This is a genomic window from Methylobacterium pseudosasicola (genome assembly GCF_900114535.1).
In the GTDB taxonomy this organism is placed as follows: domain Bacteria; phylum Pseudomonadota; class Alphaproteobacteria; order Rhizobiales; family Beijerinckiaceae; genus Methylobacterium; species Methylobacterium pseudosasicola.
In genome coordinates, this window is the sequence record NZ_FOTK01000005.1 from 67,231 (window position 1) to 90,271 (window position 23,041).

General features: G+C 66.7%; 19 protein-coding genes. 4 read left to right on the plus strand and 15 right to left on the minus strand.

Annotated elements, in window-relative coordinates:
• Nucleotides 1-50 precede the first annotated feature (50 nt).
• Complete coding sequence (locus BM228_RS34565; RefSeq protein ID WP_167367681.1) at nucleotides 51-788, minus strand: hypothetical protein; 738 nt, start codon at nucleotides 786-788, stop codon at nucleotides 51-53.
• 222 nt (nucleotides 789-1,010) lie between these two features.
• Here BM228_RS34565 and BM228_RS34570 point away from each other — a divergent pair, with 222 nt between their 5' ends.
• Nucleotides 1,011-1,211, plus strand: a complete 201-nt coding sequence (locus tag BM228_RS34570; RefSeq protein ID WP_167367682.1) for a hypothetical protein — start codon at nucleotides 1,011-1,013, stop codon at nucleotides 1,209-1,211.
• Between the two features lie 298 nt (nucleotides 1,212-1,509).
• Here the strand turns inward: BM228_RS34570 and BM228_RS06855 are convergent, their stop codons facing one another.
• The 11 genes from BM228_RS06855 to BM228_RS06905 form a co-directional block, all read right to left on the minus strand.
• On the minus strand, nucleotides 1,510-2,139 hold the full coding sequence (locus BM228_RS06855) for a hypothetical protein (RefSeq protein WP_092038424.1): 630 nt from the start codon (nucleotides 2,137-2,139) through the stop codon (nucleotides 1,510-1,512).
• A 5-nt stretch (nucleotides 2,140-2,144) separates the two neighbouring features.
• Entirely contained in the window at nucleotides 2,145-2,918 is a 774-nt protein-coding gene (locus tag BM228_RS06860; protein ID WP_139234054.1) for a hypothetical protein, read from the minus strand.
• 68 nt (nucleotides 2,919-2,986) lie between these two features.
• The gene (locus BM228_RS06865; RefSeq protein ID WP_092038427.1) at nucleotides 2,987-3,505 is read right to left on the minus strand and encodes a very short patch repair endonuclease; all 519 of its coding nucleotides are present in this window, start codon (nucleotides 3,503-3,505) and stop codon (nucleotides 2,987-2,989) included.
• Nucleotides 3,506-3,532: 27 nt separating this feature from the next.
• Nucleotides 3,533-9,400: a DEAD/DEAH box helicase gene (locus tag BM228_RS06870; RefSeq protein WP_092038429.1), complete on the minus strand. Its 5,868-nt coding sequence runs from the start codon at nucleotides 9,398-9,400 to the stop codon at nucleotides 3,533-3,535.
• On the minus strand, nucleotides 9,397-11,445 hold the full coding sequence (locus tag BM228_RS06875; protein WP_092038431.1) for a hypothetical protein: 2,049 nt from the start codon (nucleotides 11,443-11,445) through the stop codon (nucleotides 9,397-9,399). Before BM228_RS06875 ends, BM228_RS06870 begins: the two co-directional genes overlap by 4 nt.
• 2 nt (nucleotides 11,446-11,447) lie before the next feature.
• On the minus strand, nucleotides 11,448-14,063 hold the full coding sequence (locus tag BM228_RS06880; protein WP_092038433.1) for a hypothetical protein: 2,616 nt from the start codon (nucleotides 14,061-14,063) through the stop codon (nucleotides 11,448-11,450).
• Nucleotides 14,060-15,115, minus strand: a complete 1,056-nt coding sequence (locus tag BM228_RS06885) for a DNA cytosine methyltransferase (protein WP_244537051.1) — start codon at nucleotides 15,113-15,115, stop codon at nucleotides 14,060-14,062. Before BM228_RS06885 ends, BM228_RS06880 begins: the two co-directional genes overlap by 4 nt.
• A 425-nt stretch (nucleotides 15,116-15,540) precedes the next feature.
• Complete coding sequence (locus BM228_RS06890; protein WP_092038437.1) at nucleotides 15,541-16,146, minus strand: recombinase family protein; 606 nt, start codon at nucleotides 16,144-16,146, stop codon at nucleotides 15,541-15,543.
• A 323-nt stretch (nucleotides 16,147-16,469) separates the two neighbouring features.
• On the minus strand, nucleotides 16,470-17,384 hold the full coding sequence (locus tag BM228_RS06895) for a hypothetical protein (protein WP_092038439.1): 915 nt from the start codon (nucleotides 17,382-17,384) through the stop codon (nucleotides 16,470-16,472).
• A 1-nt stretch (nucleotide 17,385) separates the two neighbouring features.
• Nucleotides 17,386-18,504, minus strand: a complete 1,119-nt coding sequence (locus BM228_RS06900; protein ID WP_092038441.1) for a DUF3696 domain-containing protein — start codon at nucleotides 18,502-18,504, stop codon at nucleotides 17,386-17,388.
• A complete protein-coding gene (locus BM228_RS06905; protein ID WP_092038443.1) occupies nucleotides 18,497-19,684 on the minus strand; it encodes a GmrSD restriction endonuclease domain-containing protein in 1,188 nt (395 codons plus the stop codon). Before BM228_RS06905 ends, BM228_RS06900 begins: the two co-directional genes overlap by 8 nt.
• 242 nt (nucleotides 19,685-19,926) lie before the next feature.
• On the opposite strand from BM228_RS06905, the gene BM228_RS34575 reads away from it, so the two are divergent.
• Entirely contained in the window at nucleotides 19,927-20,082 is a 156-nt protein-coding gene (locus tag BM228_RS34575) for a hypothetical protein (RefSeq protein WP_167367683.1), read from the plus strand.
• A gap of 354 nt (nucleotides 20,083-20,436) precedes the next feature.
• A complete protein-coding gene (locus BM228_RS06910; protein ID WP_092038445.1) occupies nucleotides 20,437-20,634 on the plus strand; it encodes a PilZ domain-containing protein in 198 nt (65 codons plus the stop codon).
• A gap of 8 nt (nucleotides 20,635-20,642) precedes the next feature.
• On the opposite strand, the gene BM228_RS36080 is transcribed toward BM228_RS06910, so the two are convergent.
• The gene (locus BM228_RS36080; protein ID WP_425284922.1) at nucleotides 20,643-21,683 is read right to left on the minus strand and encodes a relaxase/mobilization nuclease domain-containing protein; all 1,041 of its coding nucleotides are present in this window, start codon (nucleotides 21,681-21,683) and stop codon (nucleotides 20,643-20,645) included.
• Here BM228_RS36080 and BM228_RS34585 point away from each other — a divergent pair.
• Entirely contained in the window at nucleotides 21,591-21,902 is a 312-nt protein-coding gene (locus BM228_RS34585) for a hypothetical protein (protein ID WP_167367685.1), read from the plus strand. The genes BM228_RS36080 and BM228_RS34585 overlap by 93 nt on opposite strands.
• Here the strand turns inward: BM228_RS34585 and BM228_RS06920 are convergent.
• Both BM228_RS06920 and BM228_RS06925 read right to left on the minus strand, forming a co-directional pair.
• A complete protein-coding gene (locus BM228_RS06920; protein ID WP_139234055.1) occupies nucleotides 21,887-22,288 on the minus strand; it encodes a hypothetical protein in 402 nt (133 codons plus the stop codon). The genes BM228_RS34585 and BM228_RS06920 overlap by 16 nt on opposite strands.
• A gap of 20 nt (nucleotides 22,289-22,308) precedes the next feature.
• The gene (locus BM228_RS06925) at nucleotides 22,309-22,812 is read right to left on the minus strand and encodes a hypothetical protein (RefSeq protein ID WP_092038451.1); all 504 of its coding nucleotides are present in this window, start codon (nucleotides 22,810-22,812) and stop codon (nucleotides 22,309-22,311) included.
• Nucleotides 22,813-23,041 lie beyond the last annotated feature (229 nt).

Sequence of the window (23,041 nt, forward strand, 5' to 3'; positions counted from 1 at the left end):
CCCGGAGCGCAATGCGTTGCGCAAGGCGGAACGATTGAAACCGGTTCGTCTCAGCCCACGGCGAGGTCCTGTAAGAGATCAGCATAGGTGGGACGACGCGCTACCGGCCCCACGACGGATCTGAAGTCGCTACAGCGGGCGGATGCCCGGGCGACGTTGCCGAACGTCCCCTTGTCGACGCTCGTCATTCGGGCGTAGGGCGAGAGGCAGACGAGATGCACGTCGTTCAGAGAGCTGCCCTTGCGGCGGAGCGGCTCTTGTCCGAACCGCTCCAGGGCATCGCCAATCACGGCCGACGGCATCCTGTCCGTGTGCACGCGCTCCACGACCGCACAAGGGTCGATGCCCACGCCGTCCGCGGCGATGAGGGCCCGATGTCGGTGATGCGAGATCCTGAGGAGATCCCGCAGCCTAGCGTCGGGAACGATTTCGTCACGGCGAAGGCCCATCCGCCCGAGCAGCCAACGGATCGGGTGAACGCCGGCCTGCCCGGGCTGCCGAAGCGCCTCGCGCACGCTCGCGGTGAACTCGTCGGCCACGGCGCGGGGATCCTCGATCCGCCGGTCCCCACGGTCGACGACCTCGCTGACCATCTTGGCGCCGAACCGCTCCATGAAGGCCGCTTGATCCTCGGCGGTCCGGAGCGGTAGCCGCAGGAGTTCGGCGACCGTCACATCCGGCGGCCCTTCCACATCGGCGCGGGACAAGGCGACGGTTCGCCTGTTCCGTGACGCCTGCGCCCGAAGCATCTCACCCAGGATCGGTCCGGCGTCGTCGATGTGCCGCATGACATCCGAGCCGGGTGCATAGGCGAACATGTTCGGTCGGGCCGCGGTGGCGACGGTAACCGGGTCCGAGGTCCTGACATCCAGCGCTGCCGCGATCTCCGAGCCGAGTACGTCGACCACGCTGCCGAACCCGGCCTCCGGGCCGTGGCGGCTACGAACGTAGGCAATCAGCGGCATGGAACGGAGGAAGGCCGAGCGGTTCGCTCGTACCTCGGGATCGGCGTGGCCGTGGATCTCGGCGATGTGCTCGAAGCCGAACGCGCAAACCCACCCGGCCTGATCGAGAGCGTCCCCAAACGATCCAGCGCGTCGCCGGTCGTCGGCGCGACGGGAACAGGCATCCCGGACCCACTGACCGAAGTGCGACGTGTCCAGGACCAGGAGCTTGGCCTCTCGCACCACCGAGCATCCCATCACGAGTGACCCGGCGCGTGGTCGAGGAGATACGTCCCGCGGCGGGGTATGCGAAGGTTCCGGGCGGCGACGCGAACTCGGTATCCACGCCATGCGCCGAGGTTGGCCGAGCCACGAATTGCGCGCGGTCTCCGGTAGCGGAAGCGTCCGCCCCCGGGGACGGGATCGTGCCCGACACATCGACCTGAATGGGTGCGGAGCACCGACGGATTCGAGCGTTGCTGGATCCAGGATCCGCAAGCCTCGGCCACCGTGGCGCCGCCCGTGTTAGCCGAGGCTCCGAACCCGAAACGGAACACTGCCTGCATCACGCCGGAAGCCCCAGGGCTTGCGCGGCCATGGAACGAAAATCTGCGACCATCGCCTCGACCGCGGGTCGATCCGGCAGCGTCGCGAGATTGACCCTCCTTCCGACGATCCTGAAGGGGCCCCTCGGGTGGTTCATGGGGATATCGTCGTGGACGGGCTTCGCCACGTTTTGCCAGACCCAGTTGTGCCAGTTCCTCGGGACCCCTTCGTCGCAAAGCCAAAGGTACAGCCACAGCGACGAGGATGTTTCCTCGGCAGCTTTGAAACGTGCCGGGTCGAACTCGCTCGCCTCCGCGTATCCCTCGTGCACGTCGTCAGCCTGTACGCGTAGCTCGACCATCCATTCGCCAGCCTTTGGTGCGTTGCGGTCGGCGCCTCCGGGTAGGAACAGGAAGCAGGCTTCGGCGAGCGGCAGGAAATCCCAGGCCCATCGGTCCATGGGGTTGCCGGTCAGCTGCGGCGGCGGGTCGCCGATCCTGGGGCGCCACGCATAGAATTCGTGATCCGGGAACGCCGCGAGAACGACCCGTGCCAGGTCCAGGATACGGCGTTGGTAGGACCACAGGAGCCTATACGCCTGACGCACGTCCCGGAGGGCATCGGCGAGATCGGGGTCCACGTCGGGCATGTGCGTCACATCCTGCGCAGAGCGGCATGAGCATACGCCGCGGGTCGCATGCCTTGGATCCGGTCCGGCCAATCGGCGAGGGCATCCCCCGAGGGATCGGCCTGGGGCTCGTCGCCAAGGAAGAGGGCCATCGCGGCGAACGTACGCCCGGATCGATCGAAGGCTGCGGATGCGGGGCGCGCGATGTCGGCCAGCCGGGTCGCATGGAGATGTCCATGGAGTGCCAGGGCATCGAGCACGTCCGAAACGATGCGCCCGTCCCTGCCTTCGGCAAGCGCACCCGACAACGTGTCGGCGAGGGCGCCCCAGCCCAAGGGAACGACGCGGAATCCCTCCGGCATCGAAACCCGGCCGGACGACGCGATGGCCGAGGCTACGCAGGTGGACGCCCCTCCCCAGGTGCCGACCGCCACGAGGGCGACCCGCCGGTCCGGATCCTCCTCGGGATGGGCCTCAACGTGAGCGCGCCACTCACGGTCCCACTGGCCCGGGTCGTGGTCCGCTCCCCGCTTGCATTCGAAGATCAGGTCGAAGCGCCGCGCCGGCCGACCATGGTCGAACCTCATCCATAAGTCGGGCTCGACGGGCTTGAAGCCCCTGGCCGTCGTCAACGACCACCCCGGCCAGAACTGGACATCCACGAGCCGGACGGGGTCCGCCCCGGCCGGCAACGCGCCCCGCGTGGCTCGAAGGAGCACGTCCCAGAGATGGGCGGGTTCCAGGTAGACGAGACGCGAGAAGACCGCCGCGGTGAGCGGGTCCTCGGCCGATCGGAACACGCTCCGGTATGAATCGCCCGGGCGGGCCGAGTCCGGCAACGTACGGCCTTTTCCGCCGAGGATCGCTTTCAGCATTCGGGCCGCCCCCCGGTCTCCGCCGCGAGCGCCCCTGCGGAGGGAGGCTCGGCGCGGCGTGGCTTCGCGGTCGGGGCAGGGTAATCGCCGGTCGGCTCGTCGCCCGCCAACCATCGGGCCACGAACTCCGCGCAGTCCGAGGGATCCGCCTTACCGGTCAGGCCACACTCCCATATCGTCGCGACACGCCACCCGGCGGCGAGCAACGTGTCCACCGCCCTCCGATCCCGAGCCTCGTTCGCCCGGAACTTCTCGTTCCAGAAGTCGGCGTTGGACTTCGGTGTCGTCGTCTTCCAGCAGCCGTGCCGATGCCAGAAGCAGCCGTGCACGAAGACGCAGGCCCGGCGCTTCCGGAAGACGATGTCCGGTCTACCGGGCAGCTCCTTGGCATGGAGGCGGTATCGCAGCCCCAGGGCATGAAGCCCCTGGCGTAGTGCCACCTCGGGCCCGGTGTTCTTTTGCCGAACGCTGCGCATGATGGCGGAGCGCTTGATCGGGTCGACGCTGTCCATTCCCCGGCCACGCCCTCCGCCATGTCGCTACTCGGTATCGCGTGCGCGCGCCGTATCCAGGGCGGACACGGGTCGCCGGCTCGCGTCGAAGGTATCGACGTAGTGGAGCTCCCCGCCGCCGACATCCCTGCCGACGCTCGCCAGCGCGCCGTCGGGGCCGGCCGTATCGTCCACGCGCCAGAACGGGTGGACCATGACGTAGAACCTCTCGCCGCCTGCGTTCGTCCGCTCGCGGATGCCGGGCAAGCCGTCCCGCCCGAGCCGGACCGGATGCCTGGCGGCGGCGTTGAGGTTGCACAGATCGTCGCGCACGTTCGTGGCCAAGCGGGGCCAATCCAGGAGTTCGACGTCGCGATCCCACCGTCCGTCGAGGCCGGAGCGGTATGCCGGATCCACGAGGGCGCGCAGGAAGCCGAGGCCGAGCCGCCAGTCCAGCAAGCCGTGGTACTGGCGGTTCCCGTAGCGCTGCATGCATCGATAGCAAGCCTGCGCGCAGTCGCTGCGATGCTCGGCGTCGCGGAACGCGCCCACGATCGGATCGTCCGCGATGTCGAGCATGGATCTGACCAAGCGGACGATCGTCGGCGTGCCGTCGAGCTCCTCTTCGGCCAGCCGCCTACAGAAGCCGGCCCCGTTCACCAGGTTGTCGGCGATCTGGATCATGGGCAAGCCACCACGGACGCGAGGCTCCAGCGCCTCGAATTCATCCGGGTCGATGTCCAGCTCCAGGGACGCCCGTTGGAGCAGCAGCTGCGTGGCGCTGATGGCCGCCGAGCGGATCGCCGCTCGGTTCGGGGTCCGCCCGATGGCGCCCAACCGCAGACCGCGGGGGATCGCCCGCAGTTCTAGGTACAGTGCTTCCGTCGGTTTCACGGACAACAGACGGATGCCCACCTCCGGGTCCTCGTCCGCCTCGGTCCAACGCTCGCGCCGAGAAGACACCTCCTTCAGTACGAACTGGTTTTCGAGCGGCGGCCCCTTCGCGATCACGCCGCGCGGCATGAAGAGGGAGTTCTGCGTCGCTCGCTGGACCGCATATCCCCCGGTCGGGTTGGCGACGTCCGGCGGTGGACCATCGTTCATCCTGAGGACCGAGGCTCCCGAACCGGCGTGGATGGACAGGTTCGTGCCCTCGACGGCCTGCACGTCCACGTTGCGGATCTCGGCGGCGACCACCCGGCGAGGAGGGGGCGCGACCTCGTCGTCGTCCCGCGGATCCTCGGGCCGGAACGTCGTCCTGAAGCCCGAGGGGATGTGATAGGCCGTCGCGTTGGCCCGTTCGACGTCGGCGCCGCAGTCGCCGCATTCGAACGGGTCGATACGCACCGAGTCGTGCAACGTCCGACCGCGGCAACCCGGACATTCCGCGATGGCGCGTTCCGCATCGTACCACAACCGCGAGACCGGGATCTTCGGAACGAACTTGCCGTGGACCGCGGGGGGTAGCAGGCTACCGGTGAAGCCGACGGCCCGGTGGACCTGCTTGTCGCGGGTGAGCGTCTGCCCCGGCGAGAACTCGTAGATCGCGACGTCGAGGTCGCGATCCACCCCGTCCCAGGCCAGCCGGCCCCGTCCGGCCTTCTTGAGACCGAGATAGAGGTTCCTGACCCGGGTGGGCATCCCGTACATCGGGAACAGGCCCTTCTCGGCGAGGAATTGCGCCAGGCCGGCATCAAAATCGACCCCGCCCACGGCCTCGGCCATGACCTCGGCCATGACGGTCGTCGTCGAGCAGGCAGCGACGAGCGCCTCCGCCCGCCCCGGAATACCCCGACCGATCACCGACGCGAAATCGTCGCGCGTCCCCGTCGTGCCGTCGAGCGCCATCCGCAAGGCATCCGGCCACGGCGAGCCGACAGCGTAGAACAGGGCGGCCGGCATGAACTCGCCGTGCGGATCGGATTTGGCGTCGTCGCCGGGCCAGTTCGCGCCCGCCGCGTCCCGCAACCGGTCGAAAGCCTTCAGGAGCCACACCTTGCGCACCAAGCGCGATGGGATGTCGACATGGTCCACGGCCAGGAAGGGGGGCGGGGGCTGATCGCCCGTGATGGCCTCGGGCGAGCGGAAGTAGTGCAGGTCGTGGCTTCGGCTCCGGCAGAGCGTCACGACCACGGAGTAGGCTTGCCCGCGACGGCCGGCGCGCCCGACGCGCTGCTGGTAGTTGAAGCGCTGCGGGGGCATGTTCGCCTGGTAGACCGCCTGCAACGCGCCGATATCGATGCCGACCTCCATCGTCGTAGTTACCGACAACAGGTCGATCTCCGAAGCGGACCTGTTCAGGTCCCGGTCGACCTGCGAGCCGTCCGCGACGAAGATGCCCTTGAAGCGACGCAGCCGATCGGCCGGGCTGCCGGTCTGTCCGGTGAGCTCCTCGCACCTCAGGCGGAAGCCCGACACCCCCTCCTTCTTGCCGCGGACGATGCGCCCCGCGAGGAAGTTGTCCTTCCACAGCGTCTCGACCTTGCCCGTCGCGACCGCATCCAACGGGTCCCGGCAACGCGTGCAGAAGCCGACGCCACGATGCAGGTGTACACGGGAGCACTTCTCGCAACGCCAGTAGTCGTGATCGGGCTTCGTCATGCGCACGCCGAGACGGGCGGCATCGATCCTGCCCTCGGCGTGTTTCAGTTCGCGCAGCCGCCCCAGGACGTCTGCGACCTCGCGATCGGGATCGGTCGGGCGTACCGCCTTGGCCAGCGCGTAGACCCTGTTACCCTTCGGGACTGCATCGATCCACGGATGGTACTCGTCCGACATGTATCGGTTCGACGAGACCCTGTAGGCGTCCCCGAACACCCTGAGCCACGCGTCGAGGCGGTCGGCATCGTCAGGTACGACATCGGTGAACAGCGTCGGGTAGCCCAGACCCGTCTCCTCCAAGGCGAAGTATGATCGCGAGAACAGCACCTCGTCGATGTGCGGATCCTGCTTGTCGACGATCTCGACGCGGGCGGCCTGGATCTCGTCGTCCACGGTGCCGCCGCTGCGCCAGATCAGACGACCGCTCTCGCGCTCGAACAGCTCGGGCCAGTCGAAACGACCGTAACGCTTCACGCCGACCTCGTCGGTCGGATGGACGCCGAGACGAAGCATCTCCTGGAGCATCGGGCTGGTGGAATGCCCGGCCGTCGCGATTCGTTGCTCGACGATATTGCGCAGCGGGACGCGGTCCTTGCCCGACGATGCCTTGAGGGCACGGATCTGCGCCAGCGTCGTGTCCATCAAGTCGAGCTCGTCCTCCTCCTCGTACTTTCGCATGAGCTTGCGCAGTCGGGCGATCTCCGCGGCGTTGTCGGCCGCGTTGGTGACGCGGTCGGCGAGCTCCATGATCATGAGCCGGCGGAGATCCTGATAGTGGGATCTCTCGATCTCCATGGCCGCCTTGGCCGCATCCTGCCGGCTGTCCGAGAAGGCCACGGCCTTGGCCAACGACCCGCTCGCGTGCAGGACCTCGAACATCTCGGTGGCGAGCAGCTGGGAGGTCTTGTTGAAACCGGACCGGAAGCTCCGGATCGGCGAGAACCGCGGCTTCTTACGTGGCGAGTAGTTGATGCCGCATGCCGGACAACAGTCAGGTCCGGCCGTCCCCGGGGACGTCAGAACTCGCTTGTGCGACCTCTGGGGCCTGGCGCAGTGGAACAGGCGACCAGGCACCAGCGCTGCGTCGGCCGTGGCGGGCAACCCGGGCCGCACGACGCCGGTGCTCGTATCAAGCGTACTGTCGACCCAGGCCTCGTTGTCCCCGCAGTCCGCCGGCGCCTTGGTGGATGGCCAGAAGACGGCGAACTCGGCGTAGCTCAGCTGCTCGTAATGTCCGACGCCTCCCGCTTCGGGAAGGGCGCCCAGGTCGGGCGCCGACGGAAGCAGCTCTATCTCCGAGGCGCCGTTGGACTGTACGCCCCGCATGCCTCCCGCGAAGGTCTCGCCGCAGGCCTCGCAGTAGACCAGCTCGAACTTGCGTCTGTGGCGCTCCCCGACCGTGGTGTAGGTCAGTCCCCTGTCGACGGATACGCCGCGGTAGTCGACCGCCCCGCCCGAGACATCGAACTCGGGCGTCGCGAAGAGCCCTTCGATGCTACGGACGAACTGGTGCATGCGGAAACTCGGCGTCCGCTCGTCGGGCTTCACCCCGAAGAGCTTTTCCATGACATCGCCGACGCCGCGCATCAGGGCCAGCCCCCGCATGGCCGTCCGCTCGTCGGGCCCCGAAGCGCCGAACAACCGCGTCGCGATGGTCGCGACGGACGTGGCTCGCACGGCAATCGGCTCGCCGTCCTTCGAGGTCCTGCAGGCCCAGACGATCGCACCCGCCGCGGCCTCGACCCCGCGCGCGAGCACTTCCTCGAAAGCGCTCGGCTCCTCGCCCCCCGCGATCGCCAGGAGGCAATCGGTGAAGGCGCGACGGAAGTCCGGCGTGTCGACGACCGTCCGAACTAGCTCTCCGCCGCCCGGGAGGGCCGCCAGCAGGGCGATGAACGGCGCGGTGGCCAGCGAGCCCATCGCCGGTTCGGGCGGCAGAACCTGCTGTCCCGGGACGATGCATTCGGCCCAGCGTTCCCGCTCCAGGAAGCCGTCGGAGCCGGCGCGGTCGTAGGTGCCGAAGGGGCCGAAGAAGGCGTCGAGGTACTTCAGGCTCCTATCCCCCTGCTCGCCCACCGTGGGGAGGGAGGCGCTCGACGCGAGGATCCTGAGCTTGTGACGCGTCTCGGGTGAATGGAGGCCCAGCCGGTGTATCAAGCTCCGGATGAGGCCGGCGGTCTCGGTCCCGGCGGACCCGCGGATGAGATGGAGCTCGTCCAGAACGAGGTAGAAGTACGCGTCGGGGTCCGTTTCGAGCCATTCCCGCGTCCGGTCGAAGATCCGTGCCTCGACCTCGCGTGCCAGCATGGTCCCCAGCATCGACGAGTTGGTCACGAGGATGTCGGGCGGGTCCGCCTGCATGTCCCACCGCGAGAGCATCTCAGAGCCGTCGGTGGAGGGAAACAGGTAGCGCGTCGGCTCGGGCTTGCCGTCGTTGTCCCGATCGTGCCTGCACGCCTGGACGTGCCCGTCCTCGAACTCCTTCATCGCCTCGGCGAGTTCGGCGATCTTGCGTTCCCGCCGCTTCTTCTGGTCCTTGGTATCTGCGCGACGGGGGTGGTCGAGGAAGCCGGTCACAGGCGTCGCGCCGGTGTACCGCCCGAAGAAGATCCTGTTCCCGCCGAGGCGGCGATCCATTGAGGCGCGTGCCTCGGGGGAATCGAGCGTGCGCCTCAAACGCGTCATCTGGTCCTCGACCAGTGCGTTCATCGGATACAGCACGAGGGCGCGAAGGGCCTTCGGGCGTCCCTTGGGCTCGCCGGCACGCTTGCTCGCGAACCGGTCCTCGTGATCGCGCCACCAACGTCCTCGAAGGTAGCCGGGTGGCGCCTTCGGCCAGCCGACGGCTTCCTCCGTCAACGCCGCGATGACCGGCAGCATGAACGACTCGGTCTTTCCCGACCCCGTACCCGACGTGACGATGCCAGGCAGGCCCGGCTTCGTGCCGCGGGCCAGCATGCGCATCTGGTGCTCGTAGGGCTTGAACAGGCTTTCCCGGGCAATGTCGCCGTTCTCCGTGTCCCTGCCGGGGAACAGGCCGGACAGGACGAGCTCGACGAAGGCGGCGCGGGCGTCGCGGCCCATATGGCCGATCGGGTTGCCGTCCCAGTCCTCCATCAGACGTTCGATGGGGTAGTCGCAGGCACGATAGCGTGGCACTGGTTCGAGCAAAGGCTCGGTCGCCAGGGTTCCCGGCGACGACATCAGTGCGCGACGGGCGGCCGAAAGTCCGGGCTGCCTGATACGGTAGGCGGTGTCGAGGTAAGTCAGGAAGAAGTCGCGAAGCCGTTCGAATGAGCCGATCGGATCGATCATGACGACTTTTCCTTCCTCTCGTTCGTCGCGTTCAAGGGGATGACGCGCCCGTCGGCGTCGGATCGGTGCGCCGGGCGGTCCGCCGGGGCGACCGTTCCCGCCGCGAACTCGCAGGCCGCCGAATGGTCGAGCCAAACCCGCGACGCCAAGTAGACATCCATCAGCCGTCGGCCGAGATCGCCCCCGCCACCGATGGCCGACAGCCTTTCGAAAAGCGACTCACGCTCGTCGGGAGAAAGTGTGGGGCGGCTGGGCGGAACGAGCCTGCACGCCTCGGGCAATTCACGACCGCGCAGGGCGGCGAGGTAGGCCCTGCGCCCGGCGTGACAGGACACCCGCGTCGCGAGGTCGTCGCCACGCGTCTTGGCCGTCTCGTTGTCCGTCACGGTGGCGATCACCAGCAGGTTCGACGGTCTGCCGCCGCGATACAGCGAGCGGAACCGCGGAAACCAGTCCGACAGAGAAGCGCGATCGAGGTCGTCCAGACAGAGGAGGACGAAGCGATCCGGTACGGTCGACGCGGCCCGCCAGGCCTTCGCGAAGACCGTCTGTTCACCCGAGCCCGGGCGCCGCCAGACGTCGTCCGGGCCCAGGATGGTCGGATCGAGGGGCATTCGCGCCACCTCGCCGCCAGCGACGAGGTCGGCGTAGCAGCGAATAGCGATCTCGACCGAATCCCCGAACAACGTCGGAATTTCGCCCGCCCGGCAGAGTACGTCCAGCGTTCGCAGCACCTCCACCGACAGTCCGAGCCCCTTGGCTCTCTCCTCGGCTGCGGCGACGAATTCGACGGGCGGCAGCGCCCGGTCGTGCCGGGTCGATGCCGATGCCCACGGGGACGAGTCCCCGGTCGCCGCCGCGCCACCGGATGGAGTACGCGAGCCGGCCAGTTCGGCCATCCGTTCGAGCGTCGACCCCGCTTCGCTGATCCGTTCCAGGTACGAACCGAGCCCTTCCCGCAACGACGCCATGCCGGGTCCGGCCAACGCCTCGACCTGATGCAACGCCTCGGTCCGGGCCGCCAGGCGTCCGGTCACGTCGTCGAGTTCGCCGAGCACCGCGTCGCGCTCGGCGTAACGCTCCGCCAGCTCGCCCTCGATCTGGCTGGTGAGAGCGGGCCGGAGACGGGCCAATTCGCGGTCTCGTAGCTCGTCGAGGTCCGCCTCCGACAATCGTGCGAGCGCCGAACGGATCTCTTGATGCCCATGAAGGGCATCCGCGATGTCGGCCAAGGCGGCACTGCCCGTCGTCAGCTTCGCGAGGAACTCGCCGAGCCGGTCGCGCAGCGCCTCGTTCGCGCCCGCTCGCTCGCCGATGACGTTGGCGTCGCGGTAGAAGGCATGCAACCTGACGAGCATCCGATCCGTGACCTTGAAGTCGTCGGAGGCGGACGTGAAGGTGCCTGTCTTGCGAACCTTCCGGACGAGATACTGCAGGAACTCGGCGTCGGCCTGCCAGTTGACGCACCCGACCGACCGCGCCGGCACGCGGCCGGGCAGTGCGAAGGCATGGTCGTCGACGACGAATTCGCGGAAACCACCCGTAGGCGTCGCGTACACCTCGATCCTGTCGGCCTCTTCCTGGAGGGCGAGGGTCCACCGGGCACCCGGACCGGATCGCTGGAGCCGCGGGAAGGTGACCTCGCCGTCGCCGATCGGTACCAGGACGCGAGGCTCCTCCTGAAGGTTCCTGTCGAGGCCGGTCTCCATCATGACCGTCCGTCGCGCGTCGGCGGTCGCGGACGCCAGCTCGCGTACCAACTCGAACGGCTCGTCGACCTCCGCGGTGATGAACCGATCGCGTCCACCGGGACGGTCGTTGCGAGTGATGGTGAAGAGCACGACGTAGCCCTTCGGCCGGCGGACGACCTTGGGGTCCACGCTGAAGACGTTGCCCTCGTCCGGGAAGCGCGCCGGCTCGACGCGCCGCCAACCGTCGGGGCGGGCGAGCGCCAGGGGAACGAGTCTCGCCACCCTAGGATCCTGGAACAGCGTCGTTCCGATGTAGATCTCTTTGCCGAGCAGGTCGGTCTCGCGCCTCAACATCGCTACGATCTCGCTGCGACGCCGGCCACGGCGCGTGCCCCGCCCGGACCGCGAGATCGACCGAGGGCGAGCGTCAGCAACGTCCGGTCTAGAGGCGAAGGTCCGCCCCCTACCCAATTCAGCGCAGGTCCCAGCCAGGCCTTCAACGACATCGCGTCCGTCGGTTCGCACTTTGCCACGTACCCGCGACCGTCGACGCCGAAATCGAGTCCTGGCCCGCAGCCGTTCCGTAGACGGAGGTAGCGGGCGACCGCCGACGGCAACGCCCCTTCGCCGGCCAATCTCGTGAGGCGCTTCTCGCGTCCGTCGAACGTGAATAGAGGTATCCCGGCCGTTCGATGCGCCAGCACTATAGCCGCGTTCCTTCCATCCAGAAGTTGCACGATACTGCCATCAGCTACGATTCGATAGATGTCGGCGGCGCCGAGGCGAGCGGTCGCGAGCCTTTCGAGGACGACGTCGAACCGTTTTCCGTCGCCGTGACGCGTGAAACGGCCCCTGGCCCAGTCCCAAGTGGATCCGACGATCCGTCGCTCGTCGCCGTACAGCGTGTCGTCGTACCGCAGCGGGGCTTCGATGGGCGGCAAGCTCGCAGCGGCTTCCACCAGCGGGAGCCCGACGGCCATCGCCAACGCTTTGGGATCGGTCGTCTGCGCGCTCAAAGTCGGTATCGACCAATCCGCCTCGACCGAGCGCATCTCGACCGTGGCGGAGGTCGCCTCCGCGACATCGCGGAACTTCCTTTTCCACCCGGCCGCCGCGGCCCCCTCAAGCACCACCACCCCGGTGGATGGGAAGACGGTCAGGTATGGCGGGACGAGGTACCAGCGTCGCGCCCGCCATCGCTTGGAGACGCGCGCCACCAGCCATCCGCTGTCGACGAGGAGGCGCAGGACGTCCCAACCCGCGAAACGGTCGGGCAAGCACGTCCCGACGATCCCCACGACGTCGCGCTCGGCCCACCCGCCGGCTCCGGTCGCGTAAAGGGCTTCGAGCAAGTCCGCGAGGGCGTCGTCGAACCTGTTCTCGACGCGCTCGTGGATGACGCGAGCGACCGGGACGGGGGAGCAGCCTACGGGGGTCGGCTCCTCCGGCCGCCAGTCAGCCGCAAGCTCGTCGGCGGACCGCCGCGCGTCGAGGCGTGCATCGGGCTCGAAGATCAGGGACGGTCGGGCCCTGACGACCCCTCTCTCGGACACTTCGAGACGCCAGACGCCCTCCAGGGGGTTCGAGCAATCCAAGGAGACGACCCCGTCCGCCAGGGAAACGTCGATCGTCCCGACGGTCGTCCCGACAGCGGAAATCGTGGCCGCGCATCCGGGCCCGACCGTAGCCTGTGGGAGGAACTTCGGTCGTCCGAGATACGCATCGTCCATCCGAACGCCGCCGCGGATCCGGACTCCGACCAGCTCCGATCGGTCCGGACCGTGACCGCGCAGGGCCGCGAGAAGCGCATCTGCCCCCTCGCGCGATACCGGCGGGCCGAGCCCCCATGCGTAGTTGCCCTCAATGGTGACGGCGGTGCGACGGGCAGCGTCGGCGCGAAGCAACAGACGGACGTTGGCACCCTCGGGGGTTCGCTCCGCGCGCCAGACGCCCCAGGAGACCTCAGTGAAGGGTATCGCCCCCTCGGCATGGCAGCGACGAAGCGCGTGGGGCACCGATCGAACGTCGCCACCAAGGAGCGACAGCAGGTCGGGCAGGTCCAGTTCGATCGCCGGCCGCCCTGGCTCCTGGTCCGGTTCGACGGACAGCGCCCGTAAAACCTCCGGATCGTCGGTTCGGATGGAGTAGGAGGGAGAGCCGTCGAAGCCGGCGTGAAACTCGACATCGAAGGTGTGAGGATCCGTACGCGACGCCGGCCTCTCGCTCAGGCCTCGGATCGCGACCCAGAAGGGGTGATCCTCCAAGAGTCTGTCGCCGGCACGAAACCGGGTGGAGAATTCATCGAACGCCCTGAGGAATCCCTGGGACCACGTGCGATCCGCGATCTCGCTCCTGACGGTGGCCACCACTCGACCGGGCGCCGGGGGGCGACCGGTCGCCAATCCGCCGAACAGGCGTTCCATGCGGCGGAGATCGGAGCGCGCCGGGAACGAGATCCGCAGCGAATGGCCGATCTGGGTCGCCGTCCCGGGGTCCGGCAGCGCGATCTGACGAATGGGCTGCCCGTTGCGGTGCCGGAACTCGCACCACCTCTGCGCACGCTCCCAAAGGCGGGCTATACCGCTCAACTCCGAGATGCCCCTGTCGAGCCCGAGGCGAAGCTGGAGGCGGTCCCTGAACCGGTCGGAGGCGGCGACGTTCGGCGACACGGACGCCACGTGGCACGTTAGGACGAGGTACGAGAACCATCCCATGACCGGGAGCCCGGCCGGCGCCGGCGCGACGTGACCGTCCCTGAGCGCCACGACGATCCTGGCGGGCGTGAAGATCCGGATGAAGGTTTCGAGAGCGGCTTCCGCATCCTCGTCCGGGCGGCCGAGCGCCCGGGCTATCTGCCTGCCGGAGGCGTCGAGGAACGCGAGCGGCAGGGAACCCTCGGGCCCGTCGGTTCCCAGATAGTGGCGCGTCAGCGCCACCTCGTGGGTCCAGAACGGGCTGGTCGGGACCGTCATGCGACGGCATGCTCCCGAACGTGTGCCAGGACGCTCCGACCGATCGCCTCGCCCAGCTTGACGGGCACGGCGTTGCCGATGAGCCTCCCGATCACGGAGACCTCGACGGGTTTGCCGTCTTCGACGAACCGATACCCCGGGGGGAAACTCTGGAGGATGGCCCCCTCGCGCAGCGATATCGCGCGATCCTGTTGGGGGTGCCCGAAGCGCCCGCTGCCGAAACCGAAGTATTGCGTCGTGATGGTCGGCGACGGAGCAGCCCACGTCATCCTGCCGTATACGCCGGGATACGTCTTTCCCGATTTCCTGGCGTGGCAGTCGGCGACGAGCTCGGGTGGCCAGTCGCGCCACGTTCCCCCGGGAACCGAGGCCCGGATCCGCGCCAGGTTCATCGGCGACAGCAAGGCTGAGGCGTGCAGTCGATCCTCCGCGTCCCGCCCGCCCGCGGCTAGCTGCGGCATGTGTCCGATCGCGTCCGCGACGGACGTCCCGCCAATTTCGCCCGGTGGGGCCAGGTCGATCTCGCCGAGTTTGGACGCTAGCAGGACGAGACGGCGGCGCGTCTGAGGTACGCCGTACAGCACGCAATCGACGATCTGATGCTTCACCCGAAAGCCGTTGGCTTCCAGGAGGGCCACGAAATCGTCGAACACCTTCTCCCTGACGAGTTTGGGGACGTTCTCCATCGTCACGACGTTCGCGTCGGACAGCACGACGAGCCGTCCGAACTCCGCGAGCAGGTTCCAGCGATCGTCCTCGGACGGCTTACGGCCCTGGCTGTAGGACGAGAAGGGCTGACAGGGGGCACAGCCCGCCAAAAGGCGGTAAGGAGCACCGCCGAACGCCTCCTTGATCTCGGCCCCGGTCAGCGCCGACACGGACGCGGGCAGGAACGTCGCCTTGTTGTTCTGGGTATAGGGAAACTCGCACCGGGCATCGAGGTCGACCCCAAGCGCGACGTCTATCCCGACACGCTCCAGTCCGTGGGTGAGCCCCCCTGCGCCGCAGAAAAGGTCGACCGCCACAACTCGCGCGGCGGCGTCCGCCGTCACGGTGTACGCGTCGCCTCGCTCGGCCGGCACGGCGGGAACACGGCCTCGGACGCGAGGAGACGGCTGCCAGGCGCCGCGGCGAGCACGCCGTTCGGCTTTGCGCGCGCCTTTCCACCCACCGGCCATCGGACGAATCCTTCGCATCTCACAGGCCGCGAAGGATGCCACGACGTTCGGAAAGGTGAAGCTCGGACGCCGCGGTACCCGGCTTGCCGCCGAGGCGTCTCGTTCCCGTCGCGGAGGCGAGAGCACCCATCGCCGCGAGCGGCCCTCGGAACGACGCAACTGCCTCCGGACCGCCGAACATCTTTTTCCTCCCGAACGCTATTCGCACAACCTGGGATAGCCAAGCTGCTTCGCCGGGGGAAGTGTTTGAGCAGCCAATATCCACGGCCCTACGTTGGCATTGCCTCGCCTCGGTAAATTCAGGCGGTGGACGCGTTCGCCTCACCGGCGTCTTGGGTTCGACGCGCCAGCGTTCGATAGACGGTCGGGCGGGATACCGAGAACAATTCGGCCAGGTCGCCGATCGTGTGGTCTCCAGCGTCGTGCATACGGCGGACCTCGCGCTGTTGCTTGGTCGACAGCTTGGGCTGCTTGCCTCGGAGCTTCCCCCACGCCCGCGCTACTGCCATGCCCTCGCGGGTGCGTAGGCAGATCAGGTCGCTCTCGAACTCGGCGAAGGTCGCCAGGATGTTGAAGAACATCTTCCCCATTGGGTCCGCGGGGTCGTAGACGCTCGTGCCGAGGGCCAGCCTCACTCCGCGGGCGACGAGGGCGTCGGCGATGCCGCGCGCATCCGGCACCGACCGGGCAAGGCGATCCAGCTTCGGGACGACGAGGGTGTCGCCCGCCCGCGTGGCAGCGAGGGCCTGGTCGAGCCCCGGGCGGGCGCGGTTCGTCCCGCTGAGGCCGTGGTCGGTGTAGATCCTGTCCGGTGGCACGCCGAGGGCTTCAAGCGCCGCGCGCTGGACCGTGAGGTCCTGCTTGTCGGTCGAGCAGCATGCGTAGCCGATCAGAATCGTGGTCATGCCCGGCAGTGTACGTTTAGGCCCCCCTCACCAAAAGGGTAAGCGTACGGGTCTTGTGAGACGACGGTCCCTTTGGGGAGGAGCGACGCGGGCGCCGCCGGGTGAGCGTGTCCGTAAGCCGATCGGCTTACGGACAAAGTCATTCACACTCATTGGCCCCGCGGGCGCATCGCGGTGCTCTACTCCTTCGATTGCGTCCAGGATCATCCCTTTGACGCGCTTGGCATCGCGGCCCCATCAAATCTCAAGTCGCTTAGCAGGTCCGGCTTAGATCCTGCGGCTGTTGTCGAGCGCTCACAGAATGACCCCTGTGTCTACCGCAACTAGCCCGGTACTTTCTCGCCGACATGGGCGATAGTCAGCCGGCCCGATGAGCGGTCACACCAGAAGTGAACCCTGCCGGCACCAGGTGTGTAGCGGGAATGCCAGTCAAAGCAGCGTTCGACGCCTGATAGATCATTGAAATAGAACAGTTTGCTCCGTTGTTCCTTTTCTGGCGTAGTCTTAGTTAGGAAGGCCGGCATCGCGGCATCCTTAGTATTCCAGCGCGCAGTCGCGACTTCGAGGTCCATCAGCGCCCTCAGCGCCGATGCCAGCTGAACTTCGCCAGCCTTGAACGCGCGCAGATGCGCCTCTGCGCGCGGGAGGAATAGCAAATGCGGGAACATTTCGGCGCGCCGTGCCCATAGTTCGTCGCCATCGCGTACTTGCTCGGCGGGCATCCGCCGCAGCCATTCCTCATGGCCGGTGATATGCGTGGGCGTGGCGGCGTGATGAACCTCGACGACCTGTTCGTCGAACTCGCCGTCCTCATCAAGCGAGATGCGACGGAGCGATACGGTTGGCACCAGCCAGGGCCCGTTGGCAAAACTGACGCTGAGCGTCCCGACAACATGGCTCAGCCCCAGACCCTCGGCGAGTACATCGCCGTGATGATATTCAGCTTCGAAGCCGAATGCTGCACCTAGATCAACGCGGAACGGCGCGCGATTTTCGAAACCGCGTAAGAACCGCCATTCGTCACGATGACCACCCTCTGCCATTACCGTGCCGAGCCAACGATCATCACCGACTGGGATCGACGCCAGCGGCAGAGAGGAGTGGAGCGCCGCGCTCGAATGAATCCGTCGCAAAGACTGCAGCGTCTTCGCCAGACTCAAGATGGCCACTTCGGCAGCTTCGGCATCAACGACGCCTGCCGGGAAGGACAGCTCATTCAGGAAAACGATGAATGTCATCTCAGCTCAGCAGCCGATCAAGCGACTTGTCCCATTGATCGAAGAAGCCATCGGGCCAGTCTGTGAGCCTACCCTCCGGGGTGACAATCGGCTGAACGCGCCCGGGTTGGCCGCTGCCAGATGGCCGGCGGAAGAAATTGAGACCGACGTCACCGGCGGAAATTTCGCCGTCTTTCACCGCGAGTCGGATGCCGTTGAGGAAATGATCGCTATGGCTTTCGACCACGATTCGGGTACCTGTCGCGGCCGACCGCGCCATCAATTGTCCCATCGCCGCCTGGCCCTGCGGATGGAGGTGCGCTTCCGGGTTCTCGACCAGGAGCCAACTGTCAGACGGTGAAGCTAGACAGGCAACGAGGATGGGGAGAACGTAGGTCAGCCCGAAACCGACATTGGTCGAACGATAGGGATTAGACCCACTGATCCCGGCGCTACCGCCGTGGAAATAATCGAGGCGCACGGCATCGGTGCGCGGGATGTCCTCGACCGCTAGCCCAACGCCAGGACTGAACTCCTTCATCCAGGCGTTCACCTGCGAGAGCAGGCCAGGTGCCGCCTCGGCGGGATGCCGAAGTTTCAGATTGACCTCATCGTCGCCGAACAGGCTCAAAAAATGCGCGGTATACTGACCGCGGCTGCCAAGAAACCGGCGCTCGTTGACGAGGTGATAAGCCTTGGGAAAGCTCACCTCGGGCCCAGCGCGATCGGCGCGCAGATATTGAAACCAATGTCCAAACAGGCCGCGTTGATGCTCCAGCCCTGAGTAAAAGCCGAAGTCAGGTTTGACGGCAAAATTCAGCAAATCGCCCCGCGGATCATAAACGACGCGATATGCGAAGGTCTGCTCTCCAGGTCCATGGAGCGTAATGCCAATTTCTTCGTCGTCATGCTGATCGTTGAGCACATCAACGCCGGTGCCGAGCTCAATCAGATCGCCGTTTAGGAGAAAGCCTTGGCTCGTGAGGAAGCCGGTATCCCATGATTGGCGCAGCAAGGCCAATGCTTGCAGTGTAGTGCTCTTCCCCGACCCATTCAAACCAGATAGCAAGGTCAGCGGCTTCAGGGGAATATGGATGTCTCGAAACGCCTTAAAGTTATGCAAGGTGAGCGCGTCAAACATCGGCGACCTTCCTGAAGATCGTGGAAACTATCTCAAACCTCTTGCGCACCTTGCCGGTATCGCCGGTACCCTGCGAAATGGCGGAATCGAATTCGCGGTCCTGCATCGCCTCCATCATCCGCCGGCGAACCTCTTCGTGGCGGAAAATGCAGCGCTCGCGCTCGCTATCCGAGAGATTGGCGAGCGACACGGCAATGGTCTCGAATAGAGCTTTGTTGATCGGGAAGCGTCCATCAGTTTCGCGATAGCGTTTGCGGAACGCATCCTGACCGAAAATCTCCCGCGCGCTATCCATCGCCCGCATGAATCCGTGCTCTAACCTCTCCAGATCTGCATCGTCGAGACGATTGATCTGACGCATAGCGTCGCCGAGGAAGCGGTCAAAATCATAGGCGCGGAATTCTTCCGGGCGAGTCATGCTGAAGGCAAGGAACCGCAAGACCATCTCGCGATCAGCCATCCGCTCGTCGCGGATGCTATGGGTGGTCGCCTGCTTGAACGCATTGAGCCCAGCCAGCCGGCCGAGGTATTCGCGCGCCTTGCCAGGGATTAGAGCATGACGCAGTTCCTGCGCCGAGAGCGGCATGCCGCCGGTGTTGATCCGCGCGAAGATATTGAACTTAACTTCCTGCGGAGTGCCGTGACGGATGACGTGAACGACGAGCTCGGTCTCGCGCAGACGACGCTTTAGCCGCGCGGGAAGATCGTCGAATAACTTGCCATTGAAAGATTCACCGAGATATTCCATTCCGGTCAGCGCTAGTGGGGTCTCCTCAATCGCTTTGGGATCGATGAACCGCGTTATTGTCGTCAAGCGCTGGATGCCGTCGACGATCGCCCAATCCTCTTCCTCGTCTTCGGCAGCATAGAGCGTGGGCAATGGAATGCGGAGGAGCAGCGATTCGATCAACCGGCTTTGCTGGCGATCGGTCCAGATGCCCCGGCGGCGCTGGAAATCAGGTTCGAGATCAATGGCCTTGCTACGAATCCGCGATAGGAGGAGATCAATAGTCATCGAACGCGTCGTGACGTCGATATCATCTGGATTGAACGGTTCGGCAATCTGCAAGTCGTTGCCAGTCTCGCTCGGCAGCTCCTGTTCGACGCCACTGAGGGTCCCGAACGAGGTCCCCTCTTCGGTCACGCGTGGAGGGTCGGTGGTAATCGCTTGCGTCGCCATGGTCGTGGCCTAGCAAATAGCCACAGCAAGTTCCAGCTAGCGGCCCCTTGCAAGGTGATGCATCTCGACACGCGCCAAAAGTTTGAAGGCAGAGAAGGCCGGCGCAGGTTGATGCGCCGCTTGGGTGTCGCGCCCCCGGGCGGTGCCGTCGATCTCGACTTCGAACTCGCACTATATCATGACAGGCGTCTCGCCCGGGCCATGCGGATGCTCCCAGGGGCGGTCCGCGGCGGGTCTCGGCCGTGGCCTATGCCGTGGGTTACGGCTCGCCGAAGATGTTCAGCAAGACCTTCGCAGCTCGCTACGGCGTGAATCCGCGTGACGTCGACAACGGGTTTGCGATCGGTGCGCGCCGCGAGTCGGGGGACACGGTCCTGTCCTGGATCGCCGAGCTATGAGCCCGATCGTCGTGACCCGTTTCGAGGGCCTGTTCATCGATCGGAGGGGTAAGGAGCGAGCCTGCGTCGTCGCGGGATCTTCGCTCGACGACCTGACCGTAGACGGCGCGGGCATCACGATCGGCGAAGCCGTCCTGGCATTCTATGTCGAGGCGCTCGGACTGATGCACGGTCACGTGGAGGAGGGTCCGGACGCTACGTTCCACCTCCGTATCAAGAAGGGGACGGCCAGGCGGGCAAGGCTCGCTGCGCGGCTCGCCTGGCACCCGGATAGGCTTTTGGGGGGCGTGGATCACCGTACCAGCCCCCGCGTGGTCCCTCACCGGACCGCCGTGTTGGTCCGGCTGGGCCGGCATGCGAGTCGAGGGGGCATTACGGGACGTGTCGACCGGGGGCGCGGCGCTCGACGTCGAGCCCCGCCCCGGGATCGGCATGCCGGTGGTCGTCGGCATGCGACGCGCAGTCGTGGTCCGTCATACGGAAAACGGCGTTGCTGTCCGCTTCGCGCTGCAGCTTCGGCCCGAAGCTGTGGTCGCGGACGTCACGTTCTGAGGTGGCCCTCAGCGTAGGGGAATGCCCCAAACGTCGGTCATCCCCCAGAGTGCCCAGGCTCTATCACGTTCATAGAGCGATTCCTCCTCCAAGCGCGCCACGGCATCGCGGGCACGCTCGGCCGCTTCAATGCACGCCTCGACACGCGGATCCAGTCCCTGCAACCGACGCCGAAGAGCTATCCGGCGCCCTGGCGGCAGTGCGCGCAACCGGGCGAGCGCAGCGCCCGTACGGCTTGGGTGACGTCCGCGACCGCCTCCATCAGCTCGGCCAGCGTCTCGATGAGATCCTCGAAGCCCGAGGTCTCCGTTTCGCTCGGCGCCGGGGCCAGCGCCTCCACGATCGCGTGCAGCATGCGATCCTGCGCGTCGAGCCGCGCCGCGAGGTCCACCACGTCCATCGGTCATGTTCTCCAGTTGTAGGCCATCGAGCCGGGCGCGAACATCCGCGGCCAGGATCCGCCTTCCCTCGAAACGTCGGGCTGCCGCGCCGACCGCTCGGGTCGCGAGATGCGCGGCGCCGCTCGTGTCGACGACGACTGGCCCCTTGCGGCCCTGCCGCAGGTCGAGCCCACGGGCCCGGAGGCCGGCAACGAAGGCAGTACCGTCCCCGCTATCCCTCCACGCTGCCAGCACCGACCGTCGCACATCGTCGAGGGCAATCCCGGTCCGCTCCTGCTGAAGGCGTTCCCCCGGGGTCGCTGCCGCCACGGGTCGCTCCGCCGTGGTAGCCCCGGAACTCTCCAACCAATCGGCGACCGCGGCGCGGCCCTCCAGCCTAAGCTGGCGTTCGATGGCTCGGGCGTGCCGCGATGCTACAGGCCGCATGCCGAACGCCCGCTCGACGATGCGGGAGCACTTCTCGCGACGGGCGTAATCCCAGCTCAGGTCGACGACCGCCCCAGATGGTCGAACCAAGCCGTACACCCGGTGCTCGTGCGACCGCCCCGTCTTGGTATGCTCCGCACCGCAGTACGGCTGTTCTTGGAGGCCGAATTCCGCTTCGAACAGCGTCCACCAACGTGCCCTGGCCGCACCCTCGTCGCCGATGCCCGCATCCGGGTCGAGGTGAACATGATACGCCACGCGGTCCGTGCGACCGCCCATGGACACGGCGACGAGCTCGCGCAGCTGTTCGACGAGATTGGCACTCCCGAGCCCTCGGGCGGGGATAACCACGACCGCATCGTTCTCGGCCTTGAGCAGGTGGCGAGCCAGCGCGTCCCCGCCGCGCCCTCGCGTCGCGCCCGAGATCACCTTCGCGACTGACGCATCAAGACCGGTATGAGGTGGTGCCTCGTACGGTCGAGCCCTGCCTTGGCGGCAGCCGTATCCGCGGTCGCGATGGCGTTGTTGACGGACGCGAGTTCGCGCACCGCCGCCGCGAGCTCGGCAACTTCCTCGGCGGGAAGGAAGACCGGACGTCCGCTACGGGCGTCGAGATTGGAGTGCAGATCGAGCCTCTCCAACAAGACCCGGCGGACCCATGCCCCCGCGGTCACACCGTCGCGGCGGGCGGCCGCTCCGATGGCGTGACCGAGGTTTCGGCTGATGCGCACCACGAAACGGAGTTCGAGGGACGGCCGGCGGCCGACATCTACGATGTCGGGGCTCAAGGTCGTCGAAGGCGTGGAATGGTTCTCTTGCTGGTTCACGTAGCTTCTTCCGATGAGGGTCACGGGTCGACGGATCCGGCCGGCCCCGGCGGCGGCGGGAAGGGACGAACCTCCACCGGTACGAGCGTCGGCCCATCCGTACCGCCCTCGCGTCCCTGCCGGCGGGCAACCCGTTCGAGGGCCGCCGCTTGCCGGGCATCAATCGCCTCGCGTACCTCGCGAGGGATGGCGAGCGGGTCCGGTATCGGATCCCCGAGGGCACGGGCCCGGGCGGCGATCGCGTCGAGGCGTCTCATCGCGCGTTCCCACGTGTCGACGTCGCGCGTCATGGTGAGGTGAACCAGGGTACGCTCGCGGCGCTCGTCGGCGTCGGGACGCGCCCGCCATGCGGTCTGTCCGGTCAAGCGGAGGGCATACTGCCAATGCCAAATCGCCGGTCCCATCGCCTCCCAAAGCGGCCTCAGAGCAGAGGGACGCGCGCTATCGAACGAGCCGGCATCGACGAGACGGGCGTAATCGCGTGTCGCGATGGCCAGGGCGAGCGGCTGCGGCACGTAGGGCACGCGTAGCGGCTTCGGCCGTACCGCCAGGGGTGCACATGCCTCCACGACGGGACGCCGCCGAAATCGTGCTAAAACTTTGGTGAACCTTAGACGCATGCCAAATCGCCGAACGAATCTCCAAGCTCTCGCTCGGCGTCCAGTGAAGCACTTATGAAATTGTCTCTACAATGGGATGACAAATGGCATGCAGAGCGATCGCGTGGGACTTCACGCGATGCATGCCGAGAAT

What these genes read in the sequence shown, in the direction of transcription:
- BM228_RS34565 (WP_167367681.1), bottom strand. Translation starts at nt 788, where the DNA reads ATGCGGCACATCGACGACGCCGGACCGATCCTGGGTGAGATGCTTCGG.
- BM228_RS06855 (WP_092038424.1), bottom strand. Translation starts at nt 2,139, where the DNA reads ATGCCCGACGTGGACCCCGATCTCGCCGATGCCCTCCGGGACGTGCGT.
- BM228_RS06865 (WP_092038427.1), bottom strand. Translation starts at nt 3,505, where the DNA reads ATGGACAGCGTCGACCCGATCAAGCGCTCCGCCATCATGCGCAGCGTT.
- BM228_RS06870 (WP_092038429.1), bottom strand. Translation starts at nt 9,400, where the DNA reads ATGATCGATCCGATCGGCTCATTCGAACGGCTTCGCGACTTCTTCCTG.
- BM228_RS06875 (WP_092038431.1), bottom strand. Translation starts at nt 11,445, where the DNA reads ATGTTGAGGCGCGAGACCGACCTGCTCGGCAAAGAGATCTACATCGGA.
- BM228_RS06880 (WP_092038433.1), bottom strand. Translation starts at nt 14,063, where the DNA reads ATGACGGTCCCGACCAGCCCGTTCTGGACCCACGAGGTGGCGCTGACG.
- BM228_RS06890 (WP_092038437.1), bottom strand. Translation starts at nt 16,146, where the DNA reads ATGACCACGATTCTGATCGGCTACGCATGCTGCTCGACCGACAAGCAG.
- BM228_RS06895 (WP_092038439.1), bottom strand. Translation starts at nt 17,384, where the DNA reads ATGACATTCATCGTTTTCCTGAATGAGCTGTCCTTCCCGGCAGGCGTC.
- BM228_RS06900 (WP_092038441.1), bottom strand. Translation starts at nt 18,504, where the DNA reads ATGTTTGACGCGCTCACCTTGCATAACTTTAAGGCGTTTCGAGACATC.
- BM228_RS06905 (WP_092038443.1), bottom strand. Translation starts at nt 19,684, where the DNA reads ATGGCGACGCAAGCGATTACCACCGACCCTCCACGCGTGACCGAAGAG.
- BM228_RS06910 (WP_092038445.1), top strand. Translation starts at nt 20,437, where the DNA reads ATGCGAGTCGAGGGGGCATTACGGGACGTGTCGACCGGGGGCGCGGCG.
- BM228_RS34585 (WP_167367685.1), top strand. Translation starts at nt 21,591, where the DNA reads ATGCTCCGCACCGCAGTACGGCTGTTCTTGGAGGCCGAATTCCGCTTC.